The sequence below is a fragment of the Paenibacillus sp. EB106-04-04-XG159 genome (assembly GCF_058791835.1).
Map to the genome: position 1 here is coordinate 83,102 of NZ_JBYTDY010000002.1, position 24,459 is coordinate 107,560.

Genomic DNA, 24,459 nt, shown 5'->3' on the forward strand with positions numbered 1-24,459 from the left:
GAGTGAAGGGAAGTACGAAGAAGATATGGTCTTTGTCGGTGGTTAGCTTGCTGCTAGCAAGCACTGTGCTGACGGCATGTTCCTCTGAAAAAGCAGAAGAAAACAAGAACGCATCTAAGGAAGCGCAAGTGAATAAGAACGCATCTGGGGAAGCGCCAGTGAAGAAGGACATTTCAATGCTGCTATCGCATAACAATTCAGGGTTTGCTTCCAAAGCTCCAGAAGAGAAGAAGGTTAAGTATTATGAAGAGCTGAGCAAGGAATCAGGCTACAAAGTCAGCTACGAGTTTTTGGGAGCTGGTGAGGACTTCAGACAGCAGCTATCACTTCGCTTCGCTTCAGGTGATCTGGCTGACCTTGTTCGTACGGATAGCATTAATTCGGATGTGCATCAGGGCGCGGTGGATCAAGGCATCTTCTTGGAGCTTGGTCCATTGATCGACAAGTACGGTCCTAATCTGAAGAAGAAGATTCCTGAGGTTGCTTGGAATAGTCCTAGGGTGAACAAAGATGGGAAGATATACGGCATACCGGTTCTTAGCGGGGCACCGGCCGATCGAATCCTGTTCTATCGTCAAGATATACTTGATCAGCTGAATATGGAAGTGCCGAAGACGCTAGATGAGTTCCTGCAGTTTGCCGAAGGGGTAAAGGTACAGGACGTGAATGGCGACGGAGATCCGAATAACGAGTGGGTAATGTCGTTAACGGACGCTATGGGCTGGAGAGATGTGCTTACGGGATCGTTCGGTGTGAGACCAGGCACATGGCATGTACACAACGGGAAGTTGGAGCCGGACATTATCCAACCGGAGATGAAGGAAGCTATCGCATTCTATAAGAAGCTCTATGATAACGGTTATATCGAGAAGGATTTCATCACCAAGAAGCAGGGCGACAGCGGGACGGATATCACCAAAGGCTTGGTAGCCTCTTGGGGAGCAGCGACATACCAATATGCAGCGGTAAACGCTCAAGAGTATCCGAATCAGCCGAATGCGAAAATAACGATGGCGGTTCCTCCGAAAGGACCACGCGGAGACAACTATTTGCAGATTACGAACGATCAGATCTACTATGTCTGGACGATTCCTGCAACTACGAAGAATCCGGAGGAGATCATCAAGTTCTTGGATTGGGCTTGGAGCAGCCCAGAAGCGGATAAATTCTTCGCTTATGGAATTAAGGACTTTAACTACACGGAGACGAATGGCGAGGTGCAATTCGATCCGAAGGGTCCTAACAACTCAGAGCTGAATGAGAAGGAATTCTTCCAGCTCTCGATGAATGTGCGGGAGAACGGCTTGAACAATCCGCTAGCACTTAAAGTGCTGCCGGACAGCGATGTCATTTTAAAGGGATATGAAGATTCGAAAACAACAATGCTTCCAAATGGTGATGCTATGTATATGACGCCGCTCAAAGCATTGGAAGGGCGTCCAGAGCTGACTCCTGGCTTCGTATCCGGCAGTCTGTTCTATGATACGTTTGTGAAGCTTGTGGTTGGCAAGGAAGATCTGGATAAGGGATTTGAAGCATTCGTCCAAGACTGGAAGCAACGCGGAGGAGACGCAGCGATTCAAGAAGCGACGGATTGGTATAACAGCACCAACAAGAAATAAGCCTGACTCAGGCTGTATGAAAGGGCCTCTCCAACTATACAGTTAGAGGCCCTTTGTCACCTATTAGGAAAGGAGGCTTTCTTCTTGTTCCGTAAATTCAAATCCGTTGACTCATGGGTGCTTCTGTTAATCGCCTTGCCCGGTCTCGCTTTCTTTCTTATTTTTAAGTACATTCCGATCATGGGCAATGTGATTGCCTTTCAGGATTACAATATGTTCAAGGGAGTACTTCACAGCGAATGGGTTGGACTCAAGCATTTCGAGTTTATGTTTCAGTATCCTGAATTCATGGTGATATTTAAAAACTCGCTAAGACTTGGTCTGTATTCGATCGTTTTCGGGTTCCCTGCGCCGCTGCTGCTAGCCCTGCTGCTGAATGAGATTCGACTCAGATGGTTTATGCGTACGACCCAGACTTTATTATATCTACCTCACTTTCTGTCATGGGTTATCGTTGGAGGCATATTTACCGAGCTGCTCTCGATTGACGGCCCTCTGAATCAGATCATTACGCATTACGGCGGAGAGGCGGTATCATTCCTAACGGAGCCGAAGTATTTCATGGGTATCCTTACCAGCCTTGGGATATGGAAAGAGGTCGGCTGGTCGATGATCATCTATCTCGCGGCGATGACCAGCATCAATCCTAATCTGTATGAAGCAGCTATGATGGATGGCGCCGGACGATTCAAGATGGCTTGGTATATCACACTGCCATCACTGATGCCGACGATAGTCGTTCTCATGCTGCTGCGGATCGGGCATCTGCTGGATGCTAACGTCGAACAGGTACTGTTCTTCCTGAATCCGTTAGTAAGAGAAGTTGGGGAAGTATTCGACACCTATGTATACCGTGTCGGCTTGATGGGCGGCCAATACAGTTATACGACAGCAATCGGCATATTCAAGGCGGTCATCGGAATCATTCTTGTCGTTAGTCTGAACAAGATCAGCCGCAAGACGACAGGGGAAAGCATCTATTAGGATGAGGAGGCTCGCGAAATGAACGTCAGTCATCGTTCAGACAAGATATTTCAATGGATCAATGGGACCTTCTTCATCCTGCTATGCTTTACGATGATCACTCCAATAATTCATCTGTTGGCGGTTTCGCTTAGCGATCCGGTCTATGCGAACAATAAGATGGTCATGCTGTGGCCTAAGGGATTCCAATTAGACGTGTATAAGTCGCTGTTCGCGATGAAGGATATGTGGAGATCCATGGGTGTCAGTGTGTATATCACGTTAATGGGCACTTTGCTGTGCCTCATTCTGACTTCGACTCTGGCTTTTGCACTTACTCGTCCCATGATGCCGGGGCGCAAATTAATCACGAAGCTTATCTTGTTTACGTTCATCTTTCCAGTACCGCTCATTCCAAGCTATCTGATAATCAAGTCGCTTGGCATGATCGACTCGCTCTGGGCGCTGATCATTCCGGGAGCCCTAGGGGCTTATAACGTGTTTATTATGAAAACATTCTTTCAGGGCATTCCTTCTGAATTAGTAGATTCGATGAAGATCGACGGCAGCGGCGAGTTAGGGGTGTTTACCCGTTTAGTGCTGCCGCTGTCGATGCCGGTACTGGCTACCATTGCACTGTTTCACTCCGTTGGGACATGGAACTCCTACTTCGGAGCACTTATATACATCCGCTCGGTGGATCTGTACCCACTGCAGCTAAAGCTTAGGAACATGGTGGTAACCAGCAGCGCCGACTCTGGGTTAGATGCAGTTGCTGTCAGTTCAGGTATTCTGCAGAGCCCTGAAACGATCAAGGCTGCAGCCATATTGTTTACAACGATACCGATTCTGCTCGTATATCCTTTCTTGCAGAAGTATTTTGTGAAGGGTGCCATGCTGGGCTCTTTGAAGGAATAAGACCATTACATGAAAGAAGGCGATCACATGGCTGTATTTATTAACATGCTGCCTTATATGAACCGTATTGATGACTGCCGGGAGCTGCTGGAGCGTTGGTCTGGCGGCCTGGAAATATCGATGGACGGTCCGAATTGGCTTGAGCCTTTGAATTGGAGCACGGAGTTTAAGAGATTCCAAGGGCACCCATGTCCGTTAAGTGTGCATTCTCCGATATGGGAGCTGAATCTAGCGTCTGCTCGATTTGAAGTTATTCGTAATTATTCATACGAGATCTATAAAGAATGCTTAGCATGGTCTGCCCATATCGGTGCAGAGCAGATGGTGCTGCATCCAAGCTTGTACTCAACGCCTCTCTTCCTGCGGAGGGAATCTCAGTATTGGGCGAAAGAGAACTTGAAGCGGCTTGGTGATGAAGCTTACAGGCTAGGCATTGATCTGGCGGTGGAGAACGTCGGATTCGGAGATACGGCTTTATTTAATGAAGAAGAGTTTGTACGGCTATTTGATGAGATCCCGACGATTACTGCGTTAATCGATGTCGGTCATGCGTTCATTAACGGATGGAATACGCCAAATGTGCTTCAGAGCTTGGGGCAGCGGTTGAGCGCGGTGCATCTGCATGATAACGATGGCATCGACGATCTCCATCAACCTATCGGTGAAGGGAAGATTGAATGGGAGCCAATCTGGCAAGCGTTAGGCGGAATGAAGCATTCTATCCGCTCCATTCTCGAATATCAGTTCGATACGCCGGTTGATCAGGTGCTGGAGCATGCCGATCTTGTTGAGCGAGAGCTGTCTAGTCATACTGTCAATCAATCTGTGTAAATAATGATTATTGAAATTAATGGAAATAAGTGTTAGAATCCCCAAAATGAGCAAATATACACGGAGATGAACTATTTATTGCAAAAGTGAGCTGCAGCTGCGCTATATAAGTAGTTCATCCCTAGCTTCGCATGGAAGGGGAGTATCAACAATGTTGGCCGCGGAAAGAAAACTGAGAATTATCGATTATGTCAGGCAGCAGCGATCCGCATCTGTGGCAGCGCTTGCACAGGAATTCGCTGTACATGAAGCGACGATTCGCAGAGATCTGGCAGAGATCGAGCTGGAAGGGCTGCTTAAGCGAACTCATGGAGGAGTCATCATAGAGAGGCTCACCAATAGAGAGCCTTCATTCAATGAACGGACGAATGTCCAACTGGAGCAGAAGATGCGGATAGGCAAGATGGCTGCCAGCTTGGTTGAGGATGGAGAGCATATTATTATCGATTCCGGTACCACTACACTGCATATCGCGAGGAATCTCGTACATCGCTCGAATCTGACCGTTATCACGAACGATATTAATGTAGCGGCTGAGCTGCGCGATGCGCCGGGCGTGAAGGTGATGGTAACTGGAGGGGAGCTGTATCCTTCGAGCTATATGCTGAACGGGATGTTCACCGAGCATGTACTCCGCTCACTGCATGTGTCCAAGGCTTTTATCGGAACGCCAGCGATTCATCCGACATACGGCCTGATGCATCCGGAAGCTCAGCTTGTCCCTGCCAAGCAGAGCATGATCGCTTCAGCGCAGGAAGTCATTGTCGTGGCAGACGACTCCAAGATCGGCAAGCTGTCATTGCATAAGGTAGCGCTGAACAGCAGCATCAATACGCTGATAACCGGAGGCGAAGTGCCTGATTATGAGATGAAGCCATTTCAGGATCAGGGCATAAACGTTATTAAGGTCTAACTTGCAATGAATCGTTCGCGTCTAGGAACCGCAATTGTGAACCATTCATCGTAAGCATATTGTCCATATGGAGGTGTTATCATTGGCGGGTCCCACAACGACAGAAACCGTAAGCTCGCGAACGCTGCGCTTGGTTCAACCTCACGTAGTTGAAGAACAATGGATTGAAAGAACGATACCGAACGGCTTTGTCGTCGTAGAGCCGAAGCTGGCAAGCATATGCCATGCAGATTTACGGTATTATGGCGGACTAAGGAAGCTGGAAGTGCTGTCTCGAAAGCTGCCGCTGGCCTTGCTGCATGAAGGCATCGGGGTCGTGATCAATAGCAACTCGACAGCGCTGACGGAAGGACAGAGAGCAGCGATCGTACCGTATGTTCCCGGCTATATGCTTCAGGACATAGAGCCGGAGCAGTGCTGTCCGGCATGTCGAGGCGAGATTGCCGATAATTACTGCAGCAACGGTAGATTTCTGGGCAGCAGCATGGATGGCATCGCACAGCACAGACTGGTGCTTCCAGAGCGGTGCGTCATCGCGATCCCTGATGAAATACCGGATGAGATTGCTGTCCTAGCCGAGCTGTGCAGTGTATCATTCCGGGCGCTGAGAAAGGTGAGAGAGCTACTGCCTAATTCAAAAATTGCGGTGTTTGGCGACGGACCGGTCGGTTATCTGACCGCAGCAATGCTTCATCATGCATACGGAGTAGATCGCGAACGACTGACCGTATTCGGAGCAGATCGGGCAAAGCTGGATTACTTTACGTTTGCTGACACCGAGATGGTGCAGAGCTATGATTTCTCCTCTGGAGGCACGGCAGATATCGTTGTTGAGTGTACAGGCGGCCAATTCAGCGAGAGCGCGATTAATCAAGGGATTGATCTGATGAAGCCGGGCGGGCACTTGATCGTGATGGGAGTTAGTGAGGAACGTGTTCCTATTAATACACGGGATGTGCTGGAGAAGGGGATCACGATCTATGGCAGCAGCCGCAGCTCAGATCGAGATTTCAGAGAAGTGTTGAAGGTGATGGCGGAGCAGGAGTGTCAAGCAACATTGAGACGTTTGCTTCCGGATACGTATACTGTGGTGAGCCAGGCAGATGACTTCGCTGGCGCAATGGAATCTGCTCTGGCTCACAAAAGCTGGCATAAAACCATTCTCGACTTTCACTGGTGACACAGTGAAAGTCTCAGAGGAATTGTAACATAGAATTGACTCGATGGGTAATCCTGTATCGGTTGATCTGGATATGACGAGTTCGATGGCAATAGCATAGGAATCGAAAGTGCCGAGCGAGATTCAGCTTGCCGTGATTGAATAATGCAAATTGCAATCCAGATGTGAAGAAGGGGCCGATTTATTCGGCCCCTTCTTTCATTATGATAGTCACAGCTCTCGACTTTTGATGTTGACCCTCTTCAGATTGGAAATATATACTATTTTATATAAGCCTACGATGTCCTCAGGTATCAGCGTGATTCGAATAGATGAAGTCATACCAATTCGCAAGAATGATGCGATCGAAGCAATACTTTGTGATGAAACGGGGGATATGCAATGAGTTATGATGCAATTGTTGTCGGAGCGGGACTTGCCGGCTTGGTAGCAACAGCGGAGATTGCAGATGCGGGGAAGAAAGTATTGCTGTTAGACCAAGAGCCGGAAGCCTCCTTAGGCGGGCAGGCATGGTGGTCGTTCGGCGGCTTGTTTCTCGTCGATTCACCGGAGCAGCGCAGGCTGGGGATTAAGGATTCGAGAGAATTAGCTTGGCAGGATTGGCTTGGAGCGGCTGGTTATGATCGGGAAGATGACGAAGATTATTGGGGACGACAATGGGCTGAGGCGTACGTGGACTTTGCTTCAGGAGAGAAACGAGCATGGCTGCATGCGATGGGAGTTCGCTTCTTCCCCGTAGTCGGTTGGGCAGAAAGAGGCGGCTATCTGGCTGAAGGTCACGGGAACTCTGTGCCTCGATTCCATATCGTATGGGGTACAGGGCCTGCTATTGTAGCACCCTTCGAACGAAGAGTTCGAGAGCATATGAATAACGGGCGGGTCGATTACCGACCTCGCCACCGAGTGGATCAGTTGGTGAGCAGCAGCGGCGCGGTTGTCGGTGTAAGCGGTTCTGTTCTTGCGCCGAGCGATGCGCAGCGTGGAGAAGACAGTAATAGAGAGGTCATAGGAAGCTTTGAGTACTGCGGCCAAGCCGTATTAGTGTCAAGCGGCGGGATAGGAGCTGATCATGAGCTTGTCCGCCAGAACTGGCCGAGCAGACTTGGGCAGCCCCCGAAGCATATGATATCGGGCGTGCCTGCGCATGTAGATGGACGGATGCTCGCGATCACGGAAGAAGCAGGCGGACGAATCGTGAACCGAGATCGCATGTGGCACTACACCGAGGGAATCAAGAATTGGAATTCCGTATGGACCAATCACGGGATTCGAATACTGCCGGGTCCCTCATCGTTGTGGCTGGATGCGAGGGGGCAGCGGTTCCCTGCGCCTAACTTCCCTGGCTTCGATACGTTAGGTACACTTGAGGCGATACAGAAGACGGGATACGACTATTCGTGGTTTATATTAACGCAGAAGATCGTGGAGAAGGAATTTGCACTTTCGGGTTCAGAGCAGAACCCTGACCTTACAGGCAAGAGCATTCGGAAAGTGCTGAACCGGGCTTTGCCTGGGGCTCCTGGTCCTGTTCAAGCATTTATGGATAAAGGCGAGGACTTCATCATTGCGAACCGGTTAGAGGACCTTGTCGCTGGCATGAACAAGTTAGCGGGTGACAACCTGCTGAACTTCGCGGATATCGAGCGGCAGATTAAGGCGCGAGATCGAGAGATCGATAATAAATTTACGAAAGATTTGCAGATTACGGCTATGCGCGGCGCAAGAAATTATATCGGCGACAAATTCATTCGTGTTGCCGCGCCGCATAAGATGCTTGACCCTAAGAATGGGCCATTGATCGCCGTACGATTGCATATCGTCAGCCGCAAAACATTAGGCGGATTGCAGACGGATCTATCAGGCCGGGTGCTGAATTCGTCAGGCGATCCTGTCCCCGGTCTCTATGCGGCTGGCGAGGTTTCGGGGTTCGGCGGAGGCGGCGTGCATGGGTATCGCGCGCTTGAGGGTACATTTGTTGGCGGCTGCCTCTTTACAGGACGCGTTGCCGGACGTGCGATCGCCTCGGAACTATAGGGATGCAGTGTTTAGTGCGATATACAACTTCTCGTGGGGGTTGTCCTAAAAGTCATTTTTCTCATGTCTTTTGGGTCAACCCTTCTTTGATTCTACACCAATAAGAAATCGCTTACCTAGTCGATGAGACTGTGAACTGGATCAGCTGTTTTTTGTCCGATAGCACATATGGTGACAGCAAGGCCATGTGACCCGCGCTTGAACGGACACAGGGGCCGCTATTTCATGATTTCGGGGTATTTTTTGAGGGCTTGCGGACACAGATGACGCTATTTGCTTCAAAACCAGCACTAAACGGCTTATTCGGGTCAAATAACGGCTCTACGGTCCGCTAGTATGGCGAATTAGTGGTGTTTGCTGCAAATAGCGGCTCCTGTGTCCAATCCCGGCCCCTTAGGTAGAAAAAATCCACTTTTGGGACAGCCCCTTTAAGCTCTTATATGACGTCTCATTCTGCCAGACTACCTCTAGTATTAATAGATCATTTTGTCCATCCACAGCACTATTCAATTCCAGGTTATGACAATAACCGCCATATTCCATTCTGGGATAAAGGGCTGATTATGCAGAACAGAGTAAGCAAACAGTCCCTTTTTAACCGAAATAACAGCAGCTGTGCGGTTATACGAGATCGGAAGCGTACAAGATATGTGACGATCGGATTACTAGCACAACGGTCCCCTAGTTCATATTGCTCATTTTGATGAATAGATCAAATTACATGTTGTATTAAGGAAAGCAATATAGTAAAAGTATTTATAGGTAAAATTAGATAATTATACAATTAAAATATGTCTATTACATATAATGACAATATTCCGAGTGTAACAAATGGCGCGAATGGAACTGAGCTTATCTTGTCACGGAGCCCATACCTTCGCAATAATATATAGCCGAATGCGGCGATGCAAGCAAACAAGAACGCATAGATGTTCAACAGCCATCCCAGCCATAAACCAGTCGCTGATAGAAGCTTAATATCTCCTGCTCCGATCCCATTAAACTTCATCTTAATCAGAAGCAGCAGAGCTGATGGAAGCAGGGCTCCAATCAAAGCATTCCATATGCTGCCGGAGATTATGCTGTTCATCAACCCAGTGACAGCGACTATCGCAACCAGATTGTTAGGAATAATTCGTCCCTTCATATCGTATATACTGCATAGCACTAAGGACGAACCCATAATGAGCCATATCCATATCCCCACTACTAACTCCACCTTCATAATATTGGGATTAATAGAAAATATCATCTCACGCTAATTTCAGATGTGTCAATATGTACTCTTCGTTTATTAGCAATCCATAACCGTGCTGCGGGTGAGAATATGAAGACTCTTTTAATTTCCAGTGGAATCCATCCTTTATTGATTGAGAACCTCATCAAGAAGATCGATATCGTTAATAAACGTTCGCTTTCCCTATGTGAAGTGCACCATTTTCTGACGGAAGTGAATCCGGTTATTGAAGCCGTATTTATAACGGATGAAGCCTTATCCCAGCAGTCTGGGCGCGATAAGGAAGAGATGCTGCTCCTGCTGGAGTGGATTACCAATAGCAATAAGCCGAAAGCTCAGGTTGTCGTTCTCACTAGATTCGAATCGATTAGAAGAGAGCTGAACAGCCTTTCCAGCCGATATGATAACCTCAGCATCGTAACTAGTGACTTACTACGAATCTCAAGACTGCAATATATGCAAGCGTTTGAATTGCTATTAGACAGCAAACATCCTGTTCAGCAAGTACATAAGCATAAGCCCGACAATCGAAGTTCTCATGTGGAGACGGAGAAACGAAGATCCTTCTTAGATCGTTTCAAGTCCAAACCTAAGGCTGAGAGCGTTGTGGCTGCTACAGACCGATTGACTAAAGATATTGAGAATATTAGCCGCGGAATCAGCAGAATCGTTGCGATCACCGGTCATCGAGGCAGCGGGCTTACAAGCACAGCCATAAACATTGCCTGTGAAGCGGGCAAGCGAGGTCTCAGTGCGGTAATTGTGGACATGGATGTTGAATATAGAAGCACAAATATGTATTTTAGCCGATTTCATGAGCAATCTCAGCGCCATGAAGAGTTGAGCGCCTCCTTGATTCGCTCGCTGGCGCGGCCTCAGGACTACATGACTACAGCATTTAATATTAGTGACAATCTGTGGCTAATATCGCTTGGTTATGGCTTTCACGACAAGAGATTGATGGAGCAGTTCTATAACAACAATAAATTAATCGGTCTGCTGTCCGTATTAAGAACGAAGTTCAATCTGGTGATCTTGGATATGCCGTTGGATCTATTCAGAACTTTCAGAGAGACCATGATTCATATGGACATGTTTGGCCTCTGTGTCTCGAATAATCTGCACTCTATTCTGAGTACGCTGCGCAATGTGGAGGTTGTCCTTGATCAGGAGGGTGCATCCTACCTGAATGCGAAGTCTAAATTGATCGTTACGAGATATAATGATAGGTCCAGATTCCAGAAAGAGATCTTAACTCCGGATAAAGTTAGCGAGGTCATGACATCAGGTTTAAGCGACTGCTTTACATATGAGATGAGTGTTGCTGGGAGTGTGCCGTACAGCAATGATTTTGATTCCCAGATCGAGCTGGATGTGCCTGTCGTGAATGCGAATGCCGATTACGAAAGCGCCTATGGGAATATACTGCTGAGATTGATGGAGGGAGTTAAGTAATCGTGGATTTAAGCAAGATTAAGAGTGTATCGCCGAATCGAAATATGTTCAAGAAGACGATGGCTGTTCTATTCAGTCTAGTCGTTATTGTCGTGTCTTTCTATGTCATTACGAATGCCAATAAGGATGCCAAGGATACGATTAAGGTACTTCGCGTTAATCAAGACGGCGGAATATCCGCTTATGCGGTTCTTACGGAGAAAGAAGTGGAGACGTATTCACTTATCAAGAAGGAATATACCGAGGACATGCTGCTTGCTGATGATCTGCCGGACGTGATTAATCAATATACGAAGTATTACTTAAGAGATGGCAGTATACTACACCGCGACCAATTATCTGAAGAACGTCCTCTGAAAAATGAGTGGCTGTACCAACTGGAGGAAGAACAGGAGCTGCTGACACTTCCATACAACTACTTGGAAGCGGGAGGAGACATTCTGACTCCAGGCGATCGAATCCGCATTCGCGTTACGTACGAAGTGGAAACGGTGTCATCCGCTTCAACCGGCAATCCTAATGCGCCATTCCAGTCTTCGAAGGGCACATCCACCAAGACGGATATTCTGTTCGATAGCATCGTCGTGAAAGATATGCTGAACGCCAACAGCCATTCGATATACGAAGTGTATAAAGAAGTGCTGAAGCTCAGTGAAGATAAGCGACAAGAAGTGATGAAGAGTGAGGACTTTCTGAAAAGTATTCAACCGCGAGCCCTGCTGCTGGAGGGTTCCAAAGAGCAGATTAATACCTATGCTCGCTATGCTAATCTGGAAAACAGCTCAATTCTAATAACGATTCTGAGCAGACAGAACAGTGAGATTATCGTGGATCAGCTTCCTACATTGCAAAAAGAGGTGGAATCATGGCTAGAGAAGCAGAACTCACGTTAGATAGCGTATTACAGAAAATATCTGCTAAGGAATTGATCGGCGCGGAGCTTCAGGATAGCCAGCTCATATACAGTGTAGTCGGCTTCTTGCCTGCAAGCGACTTTGCGGATAACGCCCTGCTTATATCGAATATTAGCTATATCTTGGCTCAGAAAGGGCTCAATACATGTGTTATAGATCTTAAGGTGTTCTATCCTAACCTGTATCAATTTCTGGATACGAAGCCTAATAAACGCGGCAATGGCCTGCTTAAGCTGCTGAAGAGCGACAAGGTTGACTATAGAGAAGAGATACTGCAGACCAAGTATGAGCGATTATTTCTGTTGTCGCCAAGTCCTCATGATCTGATCGAGGAGTATCTGGACTTTGAATTTGAACAGCTGGAGCGGGTTATTACATCCGTGAAAAATATGTTCGACATCATCTTGATCGATATTCCAAACATCCCGCCGCTCGAATTCTGCCTGGGGGCGATGAAGTATTGCCACATCGGCTTCTTAACGGCGTCTGAGCGAATTGAAGCGTCGATTAACATGACGAAGCTGCTTGATTTCGCTGCGTCCGTCGGGATCAGCACATCCAAGTTCAAAAGTGTCATCATGATGAATCTGCAAAATATCGATTACGATTACGAAGCTCTTAAGGATCTTGGATTCCATATCGTCGCTGCGCTGCCGCTTGTGAAAGCAGCCAACGCCAGCCCTATGGATGGAAGTCTATATATGAAAGACACTTCACTGATCAATAAACATTTCCGCAAGGAAATTCGGAGACTAGCAGATCTTCTTGCCAACCAGTAAAGGGGGAGCTACACATGCTAACACGCGGCAAGATCAGTGAAATGCAGCAGAAAGTATCCCATCAGATAAACACCAAGGATGATATGGCGGAGCTCAAGCATAAATATACAACGATCAGCTTCGATGAAGTGCTTGAGTTATGTCAGAAATACATAACCAAGATCGCCACACATACATTCCGACGGGAAAACGATGCAGCTAGAAAACGCGAGATGACGAGATCGTACATTAACGAATTCGTCGATTCTCAGCGGCCCAGCGTTGAGGGTTATTTCGAGCTTGCGGCCTTGAAGCAGGCGCTCATTGACGAGATTACGCATTACGGCCCGATCACGAAAGCGATGGAAGATCCGACGATCGATGAGATCAGAGCGAATGGACCGGATCAGATCTTCGTAGAGAGCGGCGGAAGGACGCTGATCTGGGATCAGCACTTCAGCGATCGCGAGCATATGGAACGAATCGTTTCCAAGCTTATCGGCGTCTCGAAGATGCGGTTGACCCCTAAGATCCCGATGGTAAATGCCAGAACGATAGAGGGCTTTCGCGTAAACGCGACGCATGCAGAGATATCGCCGTATGATCTTCCGGCCTTCGTCATTCGGAAGTTCAGCAAGAAGAAGATCACCTATGAGACGATGATTCAGAATCATTCCTTCTCTGTTAACATGTTCAGGCTGCTGTCCTTAATTCCGAAGTCGGATATGTCCTGGATAACAGTTGGACCCACTGGAAGCGGCAAGACGACGCTGAATGAAGTGCTCGTCAAAGAGATTAACCCGTTATCCCGGATTATAACGATTGAGAATCCTTCGGAGATGCGGCTGCTGCAGCGAGAGGGCGGCAGCGAGTATGGAAGAGTGATCAATGATGTGCTTCAGTATGAATCGGTCCCAGAGGAAGATGATTCAAGTCCCGCTACGATGGAGAATCTCCTCATTAATGCGATGAGACAATCGCCGCACTGGATCGGACCAGGTGAATTGCGGACTCCTGGCGAATTCGCAACAGCGCTTCGAGCAGCGCAGACAGGACATTTCTTCTTTACAACGCTCCACGCGGAGGGGGATACGGAAGCGATCTATCGGTTCTTAACCGCATATCTGATGGCATCCAATGAGCCTGCGGAGCTGGCGCTGCGCAACATATGCAGCGCGGTGAAGTTCGTTATCTTCCAGGAGAAGCTGGCAGATGGCACCCGAAAGGTGACCTCGATCTCTGAGGTGCTCGGCTCAGAGGGCTTGAATCCGATCGTGAATCCGATCTACAAGTTCATCTGCGATGATGTTCTCGAAGAGGAAGAGACACACAAAGTGCTGCGGATTATCGGAAGGCACAAGCGTGTCGGCAAGCTGTCAGAGAAGCTGCAGCAGTCGATGCTGAAGGCGGGGATTAAGAAGAGCCGGTTTGCATTTCTGACAACGGATCCTGAAGATGATGAGATTGAGGGGTACGCATTAGATGAACACAGCCTTAATCATTAGCCTGTTGATGGGTGTGGCGGCATTTATTCTCGTGAACACGATGTTTCAAGTGCAGTTTTTTAAGGGGACGGCGGGCTTCTTTCTGGATATGCTGAATACACTCGCTGAGCATCTGGGCAAATACAACACGAAGCGATACATCGAACGCGTGAAGAAAGAACGGATTGTGAAGCAGAAAGAGAACATATTCGCCAAGTACAATCGTTTGGTAGAGGGGTTGATACTGGATTTCAATATGCCGCTAACGCTAGAAAGCTTCAATTCCCTTCTCTCCATCTGCTTTGCGATACTCGCGCTGGTGATGATCTTATTTATGCAAAATATTACGTTGTCTGTCTTGCTTACGATCTCCTTCTTCATCGGACTGCTGACCTACTTCGTGATGCAATCGAAGGCGATTAAGGCGGAGAAGCTTGAGCATATCATGGATGCCGAGGATATTATCTGCCCATTAGCGCGTGAAGGCGTGCTCGTCGCAATCAAGAAGGTGATGGAGAGTGATGAATATATTCAGCCGAGTATACGTCCTTACTTTCAACAGTTCATCGACAACTGCGAGAACAACGGCTACTCCTTTAGGCAGGCTATTCTATTGTTGAACCGACAGCTCGGACCGAAGTTTGATAATTTTACGAAGAAAGCTATCATTTTTGAATACAATGAGCGTAAAGGGATGGCGGATATATTTCTGGATATCGTCGATGAGAATGCCGTACTGCGTGCGATCAATGCTCGGAAAGACCGTATTTTCCGTAAAATGAACCGAGACTTTCTGTTGAAGACAGCGATGATCCTCTTATTCTTCCTATACGCGCTGTCAGTGCCTGAATTCCAACAGTTCATGCTCAACAGTGATATCGGGAAGACGATTAACACGATTATCTTGAGCATCATCTGCTTAAGCTTTGCTCGTACACAGGCGTTGCAAGGGAATCTAGGTCCAGGAAGTGGCGCGAAATGATCATGATCGCCAAGCTTTGCGCGCTGCTATCTATCATCTACTTGGTGAAAGTATTTCTGTACCCCGTGATCAGACCGATCAATAAGAGGCAGAAGAATCGTACGCGCCGTTATGTGAAGGAGAGAAAGAATGCGGCGTTTCATGATCAATTGAATCGGTGGAAGGTCAACTTTGCGAAGAACTATGTGAAATTTTATCTAAGCAGTGCAGAACGGCTCAGATTCCAGAAGATGATCGACAGACTGGATCTCTCGATTACGCCGGAAGAGGTTCGGCTTAACCAATTGCTGTACACGGCGGTTACGATCTTGATTACCCTATTCATGTTTAGCGCGAACAGACTGTTGGGGTGTGTATCTGGAATATTGATCATTATCGGATGGCTGTATCCAGTGACTACGATGGAAGAGAAGATCGAGAAGAGGAATAAAAGTATCGCATTAGACTTTCCTTCCTTCTACAGCATGGTCTATTACCAGTACTCTAAGTCAGTAAATATATACTTTGCTGATGTGATTAAGGACTATCTGCCTAATGCGAATGACGCCATGCAGGAAGAGCTCGGAGTCATGCTGGATAACATCGAGTACGGCGAGGAATATGCGCTGAAGCAGTTCAAGAAGCGGGTGCCGCTTCATTATATTATTAAGTTCTGCGACATTATGGAGACGAGGCTGAAGGGCTATGATAATGTATCGCAGATGGCCTATCTCAAGAATGAAGTGGATCAATTCCGAATTCATGCGCTGGAAGATGACTTGAAGCGGCGCGAACGCAGTAATGCACGAGTGCAGTTCGTACTCATCTTGGTGCTCGTTGTTTACATAGCTATCTATTATTTATTTACTATCATGGAATCTTTAAAGATGTTCCAATAAGTCGAGGAGGAAGCGCGTATGGACAACATCAATAAGCAGCAATCATTTTGGAAAGAGGAGAAAGGTGAATTCGGGGTTAAGGGAATTGCCATTACAATTGCAGTTATCGTCTTAATCGGTGCCACCATTTCGATCATTCAAGCAAATCTTGATGGATGGATAACTACAGTATGGACTATGTTTATTGACCAGATCGAGAAATTTTTTGAGTGATCAGCTGGCGGTGACGTAAATGCGTGGAATGGCGAAGTCGATCCTGATCGTGATCTTAGTATCCATATGTTTAATGCTCTTCACCAACTTTATCTTCTTTTTCTCGTGGTATTCAACTTTAATCTTAGAAACATTCAACCTCTCACAGGTCGCAGCCGGCGATAACTACATCAAGCAAACCTACTATGACGATGCCCTCGAATCCTTGCGAGAACGGCCGATATTCAGAGATCGCGCAGATAAGATCGTCATTACCGCGCTCAACTCGAGCGACTTCAAGGCTATTGGCAATGATGATGAAACTACCTACGAATCCGCTTCCGAGCAAGACAAACCCTACAGACAACGTGGTGAACCGATCAAGATCGAGATAAAAGCGGAATATCCCCTGTCCATTTCATTATGGGGAAAGAAATATGAGCAAGTCATACCTGTATCCTTCTCACTGACGGCGACAGGACTGAAGCATTATAAGGATCTCGAATATTACTTTGATTAAGCAGGGCTGGGATCATGAGGAATATCGCAATAGGACTATTAATGGTAATCCTGCTATCCGTCTTCATCGAACCGCTGGTTGAATTCCTGAACGTATATCGAGAGCGAATTGTACTCGGCACAGCCTTATCGAATGCCGCGCAGGCTGCTAAGAATAGAAGCCTGGTCTATGAATCACAGAGGCAGCTTGACGCTGAGGTTGATGAAGATCGGTTCGTGGAATTATTCTCGGAATCGTTTGAAGATGCGATGCAGCTAACACGGAAGAAGCGAGATGGACATATGTTGTCGTTCTCATCGTTGGACGGCAAGTATAACGACTTCACCGTCACCCTAGACTTCGAGGAGACGACTGATTATGGTTCCGAGCGAACCATAACGAAAGTGACAGTAAGAGCGGAGTCCGATTATAAGTTTAAGACGAAGTATCTGAAGATCGCTGATGATGCGGGTGAAGATGTCGCTTATAAGCTGATCGAAGAACGAAAGCTATTGCTATCCGTTAAGAACTGATTGAGGGGAGGCGTTCGATTGGATGGGGTGTTGGTTACATTTCATGCAGGTGAACGGGTTCAGGCGGAACTGAAGGTTCCGGAATATGTGAGAATATGCGACTTGCTTGCTATGTTGTCCGAGACTTACAACTTGCCTATTCAGTCGGACAGCAGGCTGCAAGCCGAACCGCTTGGCAGAATTCTTGACAGCAATCTGACGTTGAAGGAAGAGGGAGTGCTGCATGGCGCCCTGTTGACGCTCATATAATGAGGTGTGTGCTGCATGAACAGTAACGCGGCTAATGGCGGCTTAGTGTTAAAGGCCTTAAACAAGCTGTATCTGACTGATATACACCATTTCTCTGGAACGACGGTCTTAGACCTGGATTCAGGCGAGTACGGTCGTGTCGACGGTATATGGTGGTTTATGAACTTGGATTATCCCTATATCTATTACAGCGATCAGCAGCGGGGGAATGCACTGCATCGCTATCATGTGAGTTCGCAGACGGTGGAGAAGCTTCGTGATGAGCCCTGTTATGGATTGACGAGGCACAAGGAGTGGTTGTACTACATTCACGATGATGATCGCAAGCTGTATCGGTGTCAGTTAAACGGCACACGCCCATCGAGATTGACGGATGAATCGGTTATAAGCTTCGTTATTCACGGAGACTGCATCTATTATTCAACCTCGATGGGAATTCGGATGGGTGATCTGGAAGGTTTCCGTTCCGAGCTTATATCTGATCAAGTCGCTCTGCACATGGTAATGCTGGGGGAGAAGGTTGCTTTCTCGGCTAAGAATAACAACGGTATGCTGACCTTGCTGGATCTGAACACAAGAAGCACCCGTTCATTCGATGAGCTATTACCGCTCGGTCTGAATACGGATGGCAAGTATTTATATTGCTCGAATGAGTTAAATGGAAGAACTCTCTATCGAGTGGACATTGAGCGCAGCGCCTGGATCCGAATATGCGGTGAGATTGTGGACTACTTACATATCGTTGATGATCATATCTACTTCTGGAGCGGTAAGGAATGGAATCGAATATCATTACACGGCGGTCAACCTGTAATTGTGTCTGCCTATGTGAGAGGTTAATTGAATGAATCCTAATGTTGAATTCAGCCGGCAGCCGAGATTTATGCCGGATATGCCTGGCGGCGCAGTCGAGATCCCGAATCCTCCCCATGTCCAGGATAAGCCGGAAATCGGTTGGTTCTCTTTACTGGCTCCGCCTGCGGTTATGCTCATCATAACGTTCTTGCTCGCCTTGAGTTCTCAATCAATGTGGATGATGATCTCGATTACGGCGACCATTATGACACTTCTCGTCTCCTTGTCTGGAGCAACCTCTCAGATCAAGAAATACAAGAAGAAAAAGAAAGAGCGAGAAGTGAAATATCTCCAGTTCATCGCCGATACACGCAGCGATCTGGCGATCTCGAGAGAGCAGCAGGTGAAGGCGATGAATGAACTGAATCCAGAGCCTTCCGACTGCATCAAGCGGATCAAGCAGATCGACAATAAATTATGGGAGAGAACCCCCTCGCATCATGACTTTCTATCGCTTCGCCTCGGTGTAGGCAGTGTTCCGTCCGCTGTTCAGATCAAGTATACGAAGCAGGCCATCATCATGGAGTCGGATCCGCTGCTTATGGAACCGCAGCGCTTAGCCTTAGAATTTGAACGTGTTCAGGAAGTGCCTGTTTCGGTTAACCTGATCACTTCCGGAATATGCGGGATTGCGGGCGAGGACGATAAGACGGCTAGCCTCATTACGTTGATGCTGCTGCAGCTCGTTACTCATCATGGATACGATGATGTCAAAGTTGTAGTGCTTGCTTCGCAAGAAGGAATCGACAAGTGGAATTGGCTCAAGAGCTTGCCTCATCTATGGGATGATGGCGGCAACATTAGATTTCTGATGTGTGGCAAGGACACGGGACATCAACTGCTTGGAGAGCTGAACACCGTATTCAAGCAACGTGAAATGAATAAGGCTGGCGGGCATTATCTTCCTCATTATGTATTTGTGATTGAAGATACATCCATGCTGGAAGGCGTTCCGATTCATAAGTATCTGTTCAATCAATCGGTGGAGCTTGGGGTTTCGTCGGTGTTCATCGCTAAAAATAAAGCTTATCTTCCGATGAATTGTCAGTCGGTCATCACACTTCAGGGCAAGACCGGCGAGCTGGCAGATCGACTCTCTGGTGAAAAGTCCATCTTCTCCCCGGATCAAGCGGATCGAAGACAGCTGGAGCAGGCAGCGCGGTTATTGGCTCCGCTGCGAATTAAGAACGCGAACGCCATTTATTCGTTGCCAAGCTCGATTACGTTGATGGAGATGCTTCAAGCTGAATCGGTCGCTGAGATCAATGTGTTCGGTCGTTGGATGCTGAATAAGACCTTCAAAGGGATCAGCGTTCCGATAGGAGCCAAAGCAGGCGGAGCCTTGTTCAACCTGGACCTGCATGAGACAGGGCATGGACCTCATGGACTAGTCGCAGGCACGACAGGTTCAGGCAAGAGTGAGCTGCTTCAGAGCATTATCATCTCGCTCGCCATTAACTATCATCCGCATGATGTAGTCTTTGTCCTTATTGACTACAAGGGCGGCGGCATGGCCGACATATTTAAAGGAATGCCTCATCTCGTCGGCACCATCACGAATCTGGGCGGCAACCAGACGACGAGAGCGCTGTTATCGATCAAGAGTGAGCTGATGAGAAGGCAGCGCATCTTCTCTGAATATGGTGTGAACAATATCGATCGCTATCAGAAGCAGTACTATAGCCAGAACCGAGATAGTGGAATGCCTGCTATCCCGCATCTCATCATGATCGCGGATGAATTCGCGGAATTGAAGCAGGATCAGCCGGACTTTATGAAGGAGCTAGTCAGTACAGCGCGTGTAGGCAGAAGCTTAGGCATTCATCTGATACTGGCTACGCAGAAGCCCGCGGGCATCGTAGACGATCAGATCTGGAGTAACTCTAAGTTCAAGATATGCCTGAAGGTACAGGATGAGGCAGACAGCAAAGACGTAATTAAGCGACCGGATGCCGCTATGATCAAGGATCCGGGGCGCGCTTATATACAGGTTGGAAATGATGAAATATTCGAATTGTTCCAATCCGCCTATGCAGGTGCTGACTATGATCCAGAAGGCGAGCTGCAGAAGAGCGAGAATCAGGTAGCGAGAATATACCAGATCGCGCTGGATGGCAGAGCTGAACAGATCTATCCGCTCGATGAAGAGAAGATCGCGAAGAAGGAGCTGCCGACACAGCTTAGAGCAATGGTCGATCATATCGTGATGTCTGCCGAGCGAGCCGTCATCGAGCCGCTGGAAGGACCTTGGCTTCCACCGCTGCCGGAAACATTGCAGCTCGACGAGCTCTATACGACGATCACGGGCTTCGATTATGAGCAGGCGGTATGGGCACAGCATGCAGATCTATTAAGTGTCCCAATCGGTATATTGGATGACCCTAGAGGTCAGAGACAGGAACCGCTCATGATAGACCTGGCGGATGAAGGTAATCTATTCGTATATGGATCTCCTGGCACCGGTAAGACGGTTCTCTTGAAGACACTATGCATGTCGCTTGCACATCGATATTCTCCCAGCGATGTTCATATCTATATGTTGGACTTCGGCGGCGCATCCTTTAAGCTGTTTGAACGGCTTCCGCATTGCGGCGGAGTGATCACCTTGGAGCAAGAAGACAGCCTGATTCAATTCGTATTGTACCTGTTCAGGCTCATCGAAGAGCGCAAGAAGCTGCTCGAGGAAACAAAGCGAGACAGCTACTATGACTACAAGAGCAAGGGAGGGCAGCTGCCTGCGATCGTCGTTGTCATAGACAATTACTTCGCATTGTCTGAAACGTACGAAACGGTTGATGAGAAGATGGTGCTGCTCGCCAGAGAAGGCACGAAGTACGGCATATTCATGGTGGTAACAGCATCCAATGCCTCATTAGTTCGATATAAGCTGGCGGTTAATTTCAAGATGGCCATCAGCCTGCAAATGACGGAGAAGAGCGAATATGACGGCATTGTCGGCAGAACCGAGGGGCTTGAGCCGGCGGGAATAGCGGGACGTGCTCTTGTGAGAAACAGACCTCCGCTAGAATTTCAAACCGCTCTTCCAGCATTCCAAGCTTGGAATACAGAAGAATGGATTGATTTCTTTGACCAGTTGGCTGTTCGTCAGACTATTGCTCGAGCAGCTCCAATTCCGATTATGCCTGCCAGCTTGAATATTCAACTATTGAATGAGAACTCAGATAAGCTGGCAATCGGTCTAGGCAACCATGATCTGCAGCCTGTCCTGCTTGATCTAGCCGCTACGCCGGTCATTATGGTAGCGGGGGATGCAGCCAGTGGGAAGAGCACATTGCTCGTTTCTTGGGTGAAGGTGCTGGTCCATAAGCTGAAGCGGGTTCAAGTATACGCCTTAGATTCATCAGCCATGGGGATCTACCAGATGATGAATGAACCTCATGTCACCGACTTATCGAGCTTGGATGACATGGAAGAGCTTATCGAAAGTATTACGGATGAGCTTAATCTTCGACGATCTCAGCTTCTTCAGTGCCGTATGTCCGGCGGAAACCTGGCTGAGCTGATGAATGAATGGTCTCAGATCATCTTTGTCATCGATCGATTAAGTGAATTAACTAGCGGTATGATGTACAACTTCAATGAACTGCTGGAGAGAATAGTGAAGCAGGAACGCGGGATGAAAGTAGCCATTATAGCAGCTGATAATACGGGAGACCTCGCCTCGAATTGGGATTCACTTGGCAAAGCAATCAGAGAAGAGCAGACCGGCGTGCTTCTTGGACGCATGAAGGATCAATCGCTGTATTCAGTCAATCTGCCATACGGTGTTCAAGAACAAGTTACAGAGTATGGCGACGGCTACATGATCGTCAAGCATAAATATACAGGTCTCAGGTGCGCGATGCAGCAACAATAAACACTAGCATATGACAGCATGCCGTTGAGCTTTCTGAAGGAGGTTGAATGCATGTCTACTAGTCCTTCTGACATTAATAGAAGTGCTTCTCAAATCTATCAATTGACGCAGGATGTAAGGAAAGAATCAAAAGATGTCAATAAAGAAATAGCAGGCGCAAGCAAATACTGGAAAGGATTGGCTCACACGACCTTCCAAAAGGAGGCTCGAGAAATAGATGCTAATCTAACGAAGCAGCTGAATCAGCTCGAGGATCTGGTTGAGGTCATGAGGCAGCTCGCGAATGATGTACGACGAGCAGATGAAGAGCGGGAAGAAAAGAAACGAAAAGAAGCGGCTGCTTTAGCTGCCGCAGCGGCACAGAAATCCAAGAGGCCATAAAAGTGAATGGTTAAGCAATGAAAGGAGGTGAAAAAATGGCTGGAAACAATTTAACGTTTAGTCCAGAACAAGCTACTAGTGTAGCGAAGTCTATCAAAACGAAAGCGTCAAATGCTGAGACACTTATCAACCAATTACGTAAGGAGATTACCTCCGTTAGCAGCTGGTGGTCAGGTGAATCCCAAAAGGCGTTCGTCGATCAGTTCGAAAGTCTCATGCCGAGCTTCAAAGAGATGATCGGCTGTGTAGAGAAGATCAGCTCTAATCTTTCTGAGATTGCGAGAATTAAGCAGCAGGCTGAGCAAGATATGGCAGCAAAACTGCGCGGAAGATAATTCATACTTATTAGACAAGGCGGTCAGCAACATAGGGCTGCCTTGTCAACCTTATTAATGCTGCAGCAATAGCAGATACGGGGGGAATGAAGTGGAGCTTACGGAGAGACAGTATTTATTGCTGAATTCACTTGTGGAACTCAATATGACTGACGAACATCTTAATTATTCGATAAAGGACATTTTGCTAGTCTTAAAGGATTCGGACGCTATCCGATTGAATGATGATGTACGCAGTCTGCATCAAGAGCTGTTCATTCATGATCTAAGCCATCTTAAGCTGAACGCTAGAATGAAAGCTGGCGAATTGGAGGCCTATTCCTTTAAAGATGACGATAACGATACCATTCATATCTTTTCATATAAATGTGCGAATGTACTCGAAGCCTTTCCGGTCATTATGAACGGAGATGGCAGTGTGTTTGATGCCGTTATACGCTATATGAACGATCATCCAGGAGAAGGCAGTTGTCTCGTCAGCGGGCATTCATGGGGAGGAGCTATGGCTGTATATGCAGCAGCCGCGACGGAGGGTGTTCGCGCAGGGGTAGTCTTCGATGCGCCGGGCATTGCTGACAGACTTACAGCTGAGCAGAAAGTGTGCGTGCCTGTAATTAATTACGCTGCCCATAACAGTCTTGTGTCAGCCTTTGGTTCGCATGTAGAAGAAATTCGATATGCGGTTCAGCAATTGACGGATGATGGCGATATCTTCGATATGAACAGAAGTGTGTATCCCATGTTCAGCTTTGATCAGGACGGCGGTGTTCACGTAGGAGAAGCAGGTGATATTTACCGGATTGTTTCGAAGCTATATCATATAGCTGAAGAAGAATCTCCTGTAGCTGAAGTTGTGATGAGAGCATTTAACAGCGCACTCGAGCTTGAAGAAACAGCGTATGATCCATATGGCTTGATGCTGCTTCTGCTGCATAACCGCTTGGATCCACTTAAAGTAAAGACTGCTGTCCGTGATATCGTAAGCCAATGTGATCGGATGCTGCATCATCAATATCAACTCTGGAAACGTGAGATGACCCAGAAATTTGAAGATTCTGCGTTGGATGACGAGGAGACAGTCATCAACACCTATGTGGATCAGGTTATGCTTGAAGCAGCAGACATTGTTGAGCGAACCTTTGAATATGTGGACGCCCTGATGGGTGTTCTTGTTATCGCCAATGCGGATCAGCCGCTCTATACTACAATGCTAGAAGATGAGATGATGGCTTTGTCGGCTGCATTAGGGGATAGCATAGAACAATTTGCTGAGCAGATAAGCGAGCATGTCGATCATATTATCCAAATGCATAGAAACAATCTCTTCCGATTGCCGGAATTTCACCTAGACTTCTAAGTATGGAGGAAG

The 24,459-nt window shown here is 47.5% G+C and carries 23 protein-coding genes; 22 read left to right on the forward strand and 1 reads right to left on the reverse strand.

Annotation, left to right across the window (positions count from 1 at the left end; genetic code table 11):
• The first annotated feature begins 2 nt into the window (after positions 1–2).
• The 7 genes from AC3WTP_RS02610 to AC3WTP_RS02640 all read left to right on the forward strand — a co-directional run bounded on the left by AC3WTP_RS02610 (position 3) and on the right by AC3WTP_RS02640 (position 8,461).
• Positions 3–1,622, forward strand: a complete 1,620-nt coding sequence (locus tag AC3WTP_RS02610; RefSeq protein ID WP_492393032.1) for an extracellular solute-binding protein — start codon at positions 3–5, stop codon at positions 1,620–1,622.
• 84 nt (positions 1,623–1,706) lie between these two features.
• Positions 1,707–2,606 (forward strand): ABC transporter permease, encoded by a 900-nt coding sequence (locus tag AC3WTP_RS02615; protein WP_492393033.1) that lies wholly within the window; start codon positions 1,707–1,709, stop codon positions 2,604–2,606.
• Between the two features lie 18 nt (positions 2,607–2,624).
• Positions 2,625–3,503: a carbohydrate ABC transporter permease gene (locus AC3WTP_RS02620; protein WP_492393034.1), complete on the forward strand. Its 879-nt coding sequence runs from the start codon at positions 2,625–2,627 to the stop codon at positions 3,501–3,503.
• A 27-nt stretch (positions 3,504–3,530) separates the two neighbouring features.
• Complete coding sequence (locus tag AC3WTP_RS02625; RefSeq protein ID WP_492393035.1) at positions 3,531–4,334, forward strand: TIM barrel protein; 804 nt, start codon at positions 3,531–3,533, stop codon at positions 4,332–4,334.
• 151 nt (positions 4,335–4,485) lie between these two features.
• Positions 4,486–5,247 carry a DeoR/GlpR family DNA-binding transcription regulator gene (locus AC3WTP_RS02630; RefSeq protein WP_492393036.1) on the forward strand — a complete coding sequence of 254 codons (762 nt, stop codon included), beginning with the start codon at positions 4,486–4,488 and terminating at the stop codon, positions 5,245–5,247.
• A gap of 73 nt (positions 5,248–5,320) precedes the next feature.
• On the forward strand, positions 5,321–6,427 hold the full coding sequence (locus AC3WTP_RS02635) for a zinc-binding dehydrogenase (RefSeq protein ID WP_492393323.1): 1,107 nt from the start codon (positions 5,321–5,323) through the stop codon (positions 6,425–6,427).
• A gap of 381 nt (positions 6,428–6,808) precedes the next feature.
• Positions 6,809–8,461 carry an FAD-binding dehydrogenase gene (locus tag AC3WTP_RS02640; RefSeq protein ID WP_492393037.1) on the forward strand — a complete coding sequence of 551 codons (1,653 nt, stop codon included), beginning with the start codon at positions 6,809–6,811 and terminating at the stop codon, positions 8,459–8,461.
• A 784-nt stretch (positions 8,462–9,245) separates the two neighbouring features.
• Here the strand turns inward: AC3WTP_RS02640 and AC3WTP_RS02645 are convergent.
• Positions 9,246–9,668: a prepilin peptidase gene (locus AC3WTP_RS02645; RefSeq protein WP_492393038.1), complete on the reverse strand. Its 423-nt coding sequence runs from the start codon at positions 9,666–9,668 to the stop codon at positions 9,246–9,248.
• 120 nt (positions 9,669–9,788) lie between these two features.
• Between AC3WTP_RS02645 and AC3WTP_RS02650 the strand changes: the two genes are divergently transcribed.
• From AC3WTP_RS02650 to AC3WTP_RS02720, 15 genes are all read left to right on the forward strand, one after another.
• Positions 9,789–11,153, forward strand: a complete 1,365-nt coding sequence (locus tag AC3WTP_RS02650) for a CpaE/TadZ family protein (protein ID WP_492393039.1) — start codon at positions 9,789–9,791, stop codon at positions 11,151–11,153.
• 2 nt (positions 11,154–11,155) lie between these two features.
• Entirely contained in the window at positions 11,156–12,046 is an 891-nt protein-coding gene (locus AC3WTP_RS02655; protein ID WP_492393040.1) for a hypothetical protein, read from the forward strand.
• The gene (locus AC3WTP_RS02660; protein WP_492393041.1) at positions 12,019–12,846 is read left to right on the forward strand and encodes an AAA family ATPase; all 828 of its coding nucleotides are present in this window, start codon (positions 12,019–12,021) and stop codon (positions 12,844–12,846) included. Before AC3WTP_RS02655 ends, AC3WTP_RS02660 begins: the two co-directional genes overlap by 28 nt.
• A 14-nt stretch (positions 12,847–12,860) precedes the next feature.
• The gene (locus AC3WTP_RS02665) at positions 12,861–14,330 is read left to right on the forward strand and encodes a TadA family conjugal transfer-associated ATPase (protein WP_492393042.1); all 1,470 of its coding nucleotides are present in this window, start codon (positions 12,861–12,863) and stop codon (positions 14,328–14,330) included.
• A complete protein-coding gene (locus AC3WTP_RS02670; RefSeq protein ID WP_492393043.1) occupies positions 14,308–15,291 on the forward strand; it encodes a hypothetical protein in 984 nt (327 codons plus the stop codon). The genes AC3WTP_RS02665 and AC3WTP_RS02670 overlap by 23 nt, the downstream gene beginning before the upstream one ends.
• Positions 15,288–16,169, forward strand: coding sequence for a hypothetical protein (locus tag AC3WTP_RS02675; RefSeq protein ID WP_492393044.1), 882 nt, complete (start codon positions 15,288–15,290; stop codon positions 16,167–16,169). The genes AC3WTP_RS02670 and AC3WTP_RS02675 overlap by 4 nt, the downstream gene beginning before the upstream one ends.
• Positions 16,170–16,187: 18 nt before the next feature.
• Positions 16,188–16,382: a hypothetical protein gene (locus AC3WTP_RS02680; protein WP_492393045.1), complete on the forward strand. Its 195-nt coding sequence runs from the start codon at positions 16,188–16,190 to the stop codon at positions 16,380–16,382.
• A gap of 19 nt (positions 16,383–16,401) precedes the next feature.
• Positions 16,402–16,881 carry a hypothetical protein gene (locus AC3WTP_RS02685; RefSeq protein ID WP_492393046.1) on the forward strand — a complete coding sequence of 160 codons (480 nt, stop codon included), beginning with the start codon at positions 16,402–16,404 and terminating at the stop codon, positions 16,879–16,881.
• A gap of 14 nt (positions 16,882–16,895) precedes the next feature.
• The gene (locus AC3WTP_RS02690) at positions 16,896–17,393 is read left to right on the forward strand and encodes a hypothetical protein (RefSeq protein WP_492393047.1); all 498 of its coding nucleotides are present in this window, start codon (positions 16,896–16,898) and stop codon (positions 17,391–17,393) included.
• 27 nt (positions 17,394–17,420) lie between these two features.
• A complete protein-coding gene (locus AC3WTP_RS02695) occupies positions 17,421–17,642 on the forward strand; it encodes an EsaB/YukD family protein (RefSeq protein WP_492393324.1) in 222 nt (73 codons plus the stop codon).
• A 15-nt stretch (positions 17,643–17,657) separates the two neighbouring features.
• The gene (locus tag AC3WTP_RS02700) at positions 17,658–18,482 is read left to right on the forward strand and encodes a DUF5050 domain-containing protein (RefSeq protein ID WP_492393048.1); all 825 of its coding nucleotides are present in this window, start codon (positions 17,658–17,660) and stop codon (positions 18,480–18,482) included.
• Positions 18,483–18,486: 4 nt separating this feature from the next.
• Positions 18,487–22,374 (forward strand): type VII secretion protein EssC, encoded by a 3,888-nt coding sequence (gene essC, locus AC3WTP_RS02705; RefSeq protein ID WP_492393049.1) that lies wholly within the window; start codon positions 18,487–18,489, stop codon positions 22,372–22,374.
• A 51-nt stretch (positions 22,375–22,425) separates the two neighbouring features.
• Positions 22,426–22,755 carry a WXG100 family type VII secretion target gene (locus AC3WTP_RS02710; RefSeq protein ID WP_492393050.1) on the forward strand — a complete coding sequence of 110 codons (330 nt, stop codon included), beginning with the start codon at positions 22,426–22,428 and terminating at the stop codon, positions 22,753–22,755.
• A 35-nt stretch (positions 22,756–22,790) separates the two neighbouring features.
• The gene (locus tag AC3WTP_RS02715; protein WP_458568560.1) at positions 22,791–23,090 is read left to right on the forward strand and encodes a WXG100 family type VII secretion target; all 300 of its coding nucleotides are present in this window, start codon (positions 22,791–22,793) and stop codon (positions 23,088–23,090) included.
• 91 nt (positions 23,091–23,181) lie between these two features.
• Positions 23,182–24,447, forward strand: coding sequence for a hypothetical protein (locus AC3WTP_RS02720; protein WP_492393051.1), 1,266 nt, complete (start codon positions 23,182–23,184; stop codon positions 24,445–24,447).
• The last annotated feature ends 12 nt before the right edge of the window (positions 24,448–24,459 follow it).

Bases quoted from the DNA above. Each gene is read 5' to 3' on its own strand.
- AC3WTP_RS02625 (WP_492393035.1), top strand. From the start codon at position 3,531: ATGGCTGTATTTATTAACATGCTGCCTTATATGAACCGTATTGATGAC.
- AC3WTP_RS02670 (WP_492393043.1), top strand. From the start codon at position 14,308: ATGAACACAGCCTTAATCATTAGCCTGTTGATGGGTGTGGCGGCATTT.
- AC3WTP_RS02620 (WP_492393034.1), top strand. From the start codon at position 2,625: ATGAACGTCAGTCATCGTTCAGACAAGATATTTCAATGGATCAATGGG.
- AC3WTP_RS02685 (WP_492393046.1), top strand. From the start codon at position 16,402: ATGCGTGGAATGGCGAAGTCGATCCTGATCGTGATCTTAGTATCCATA.
- AC3WTP_RS02665 (WP_492393042.1), top strand. From the start codon at position 12,861: ATGCTAACACGCGGCAAGATCAGTGAAATGCAGCAGAAAGTATCCCAT.
- AC3WTP_RS02680 (WP_492393045.1), top strand. From the start codon at position 16,188: ATGGACAACATCAATAAGCAGCAATCATTTTGGAAAGAGGAGAAAGGT.
- AC3WTP_RS02690 (WP_492393047.1), top strand. From the start codon at position 16,896: ATGAGGAATATCGCAATAGGACTATTAATGGTAATCCTGCTATCCGTC.
- AC3WTP_RS02675 (WP_492393044.1), top strand. From the start codon at position 15,288: ATGATCATGATCGCCAAGCTTTGCGCGCTGCTATCTATCATCTACTTG.
- AC3WTP_RS02650 (WP_492393039.1), top strand. From the start codon at position 9,789: ATGAAGACTCTTTTAATTTCCAGTGGAATCCATCCTTTATTGATTGAG.
- AC3WTP_RS02710 (WP_492393050.1), top strand. From the start codon at position 22,426: ATGTCTACTAGTCCTTCTGACATTAATAGAAGTGCTTCTCAAATCTAT.
- essC (WP_492393049.1), top strand. From the start codon at position 18,487: ATGAATCCTAATGTTGAATTCAGCCGGCAGCCGAGATTTATGCCGGAT.
- AC3WTP_RS02640 (WP_492393037.1), top strand. From the start codon at position 6,809: ATGAGTTATGATGCAATTGTTGTCGGAGCGGGACTTGCCGGCTTGGTA.
- AC3WTP_RS02715 (WP_458568560.1), top strand. From the start codon at position 22,791: ATGGCTGGAAACAATTTAACGTTTAGTCCAGAACAAGCTACTAGTGTA.
- AC3WTP_RS02630 (WP_492393036.1), top strand. From the start codon at position 4,486: ATGTTGGCCGCGGAAAGAAAACTGAGAATTATCGATTATGTCAGGCAG.
- AC3WTP_RS02700 (WP_492393048.1), top strand. From the start codon at position 17,658: ATGAACAGTAACGCGGCTAATGGCGGCTTAGTGTTAAAGGCCTTAAAC.
- AC3WTP_RS02660 (WP_492393041.1), top strand. From the start codon at position 12,019: ATGGCTAGAGAAGCAGAACTCACGTTAGATAGCGTATTACAGAAAATA.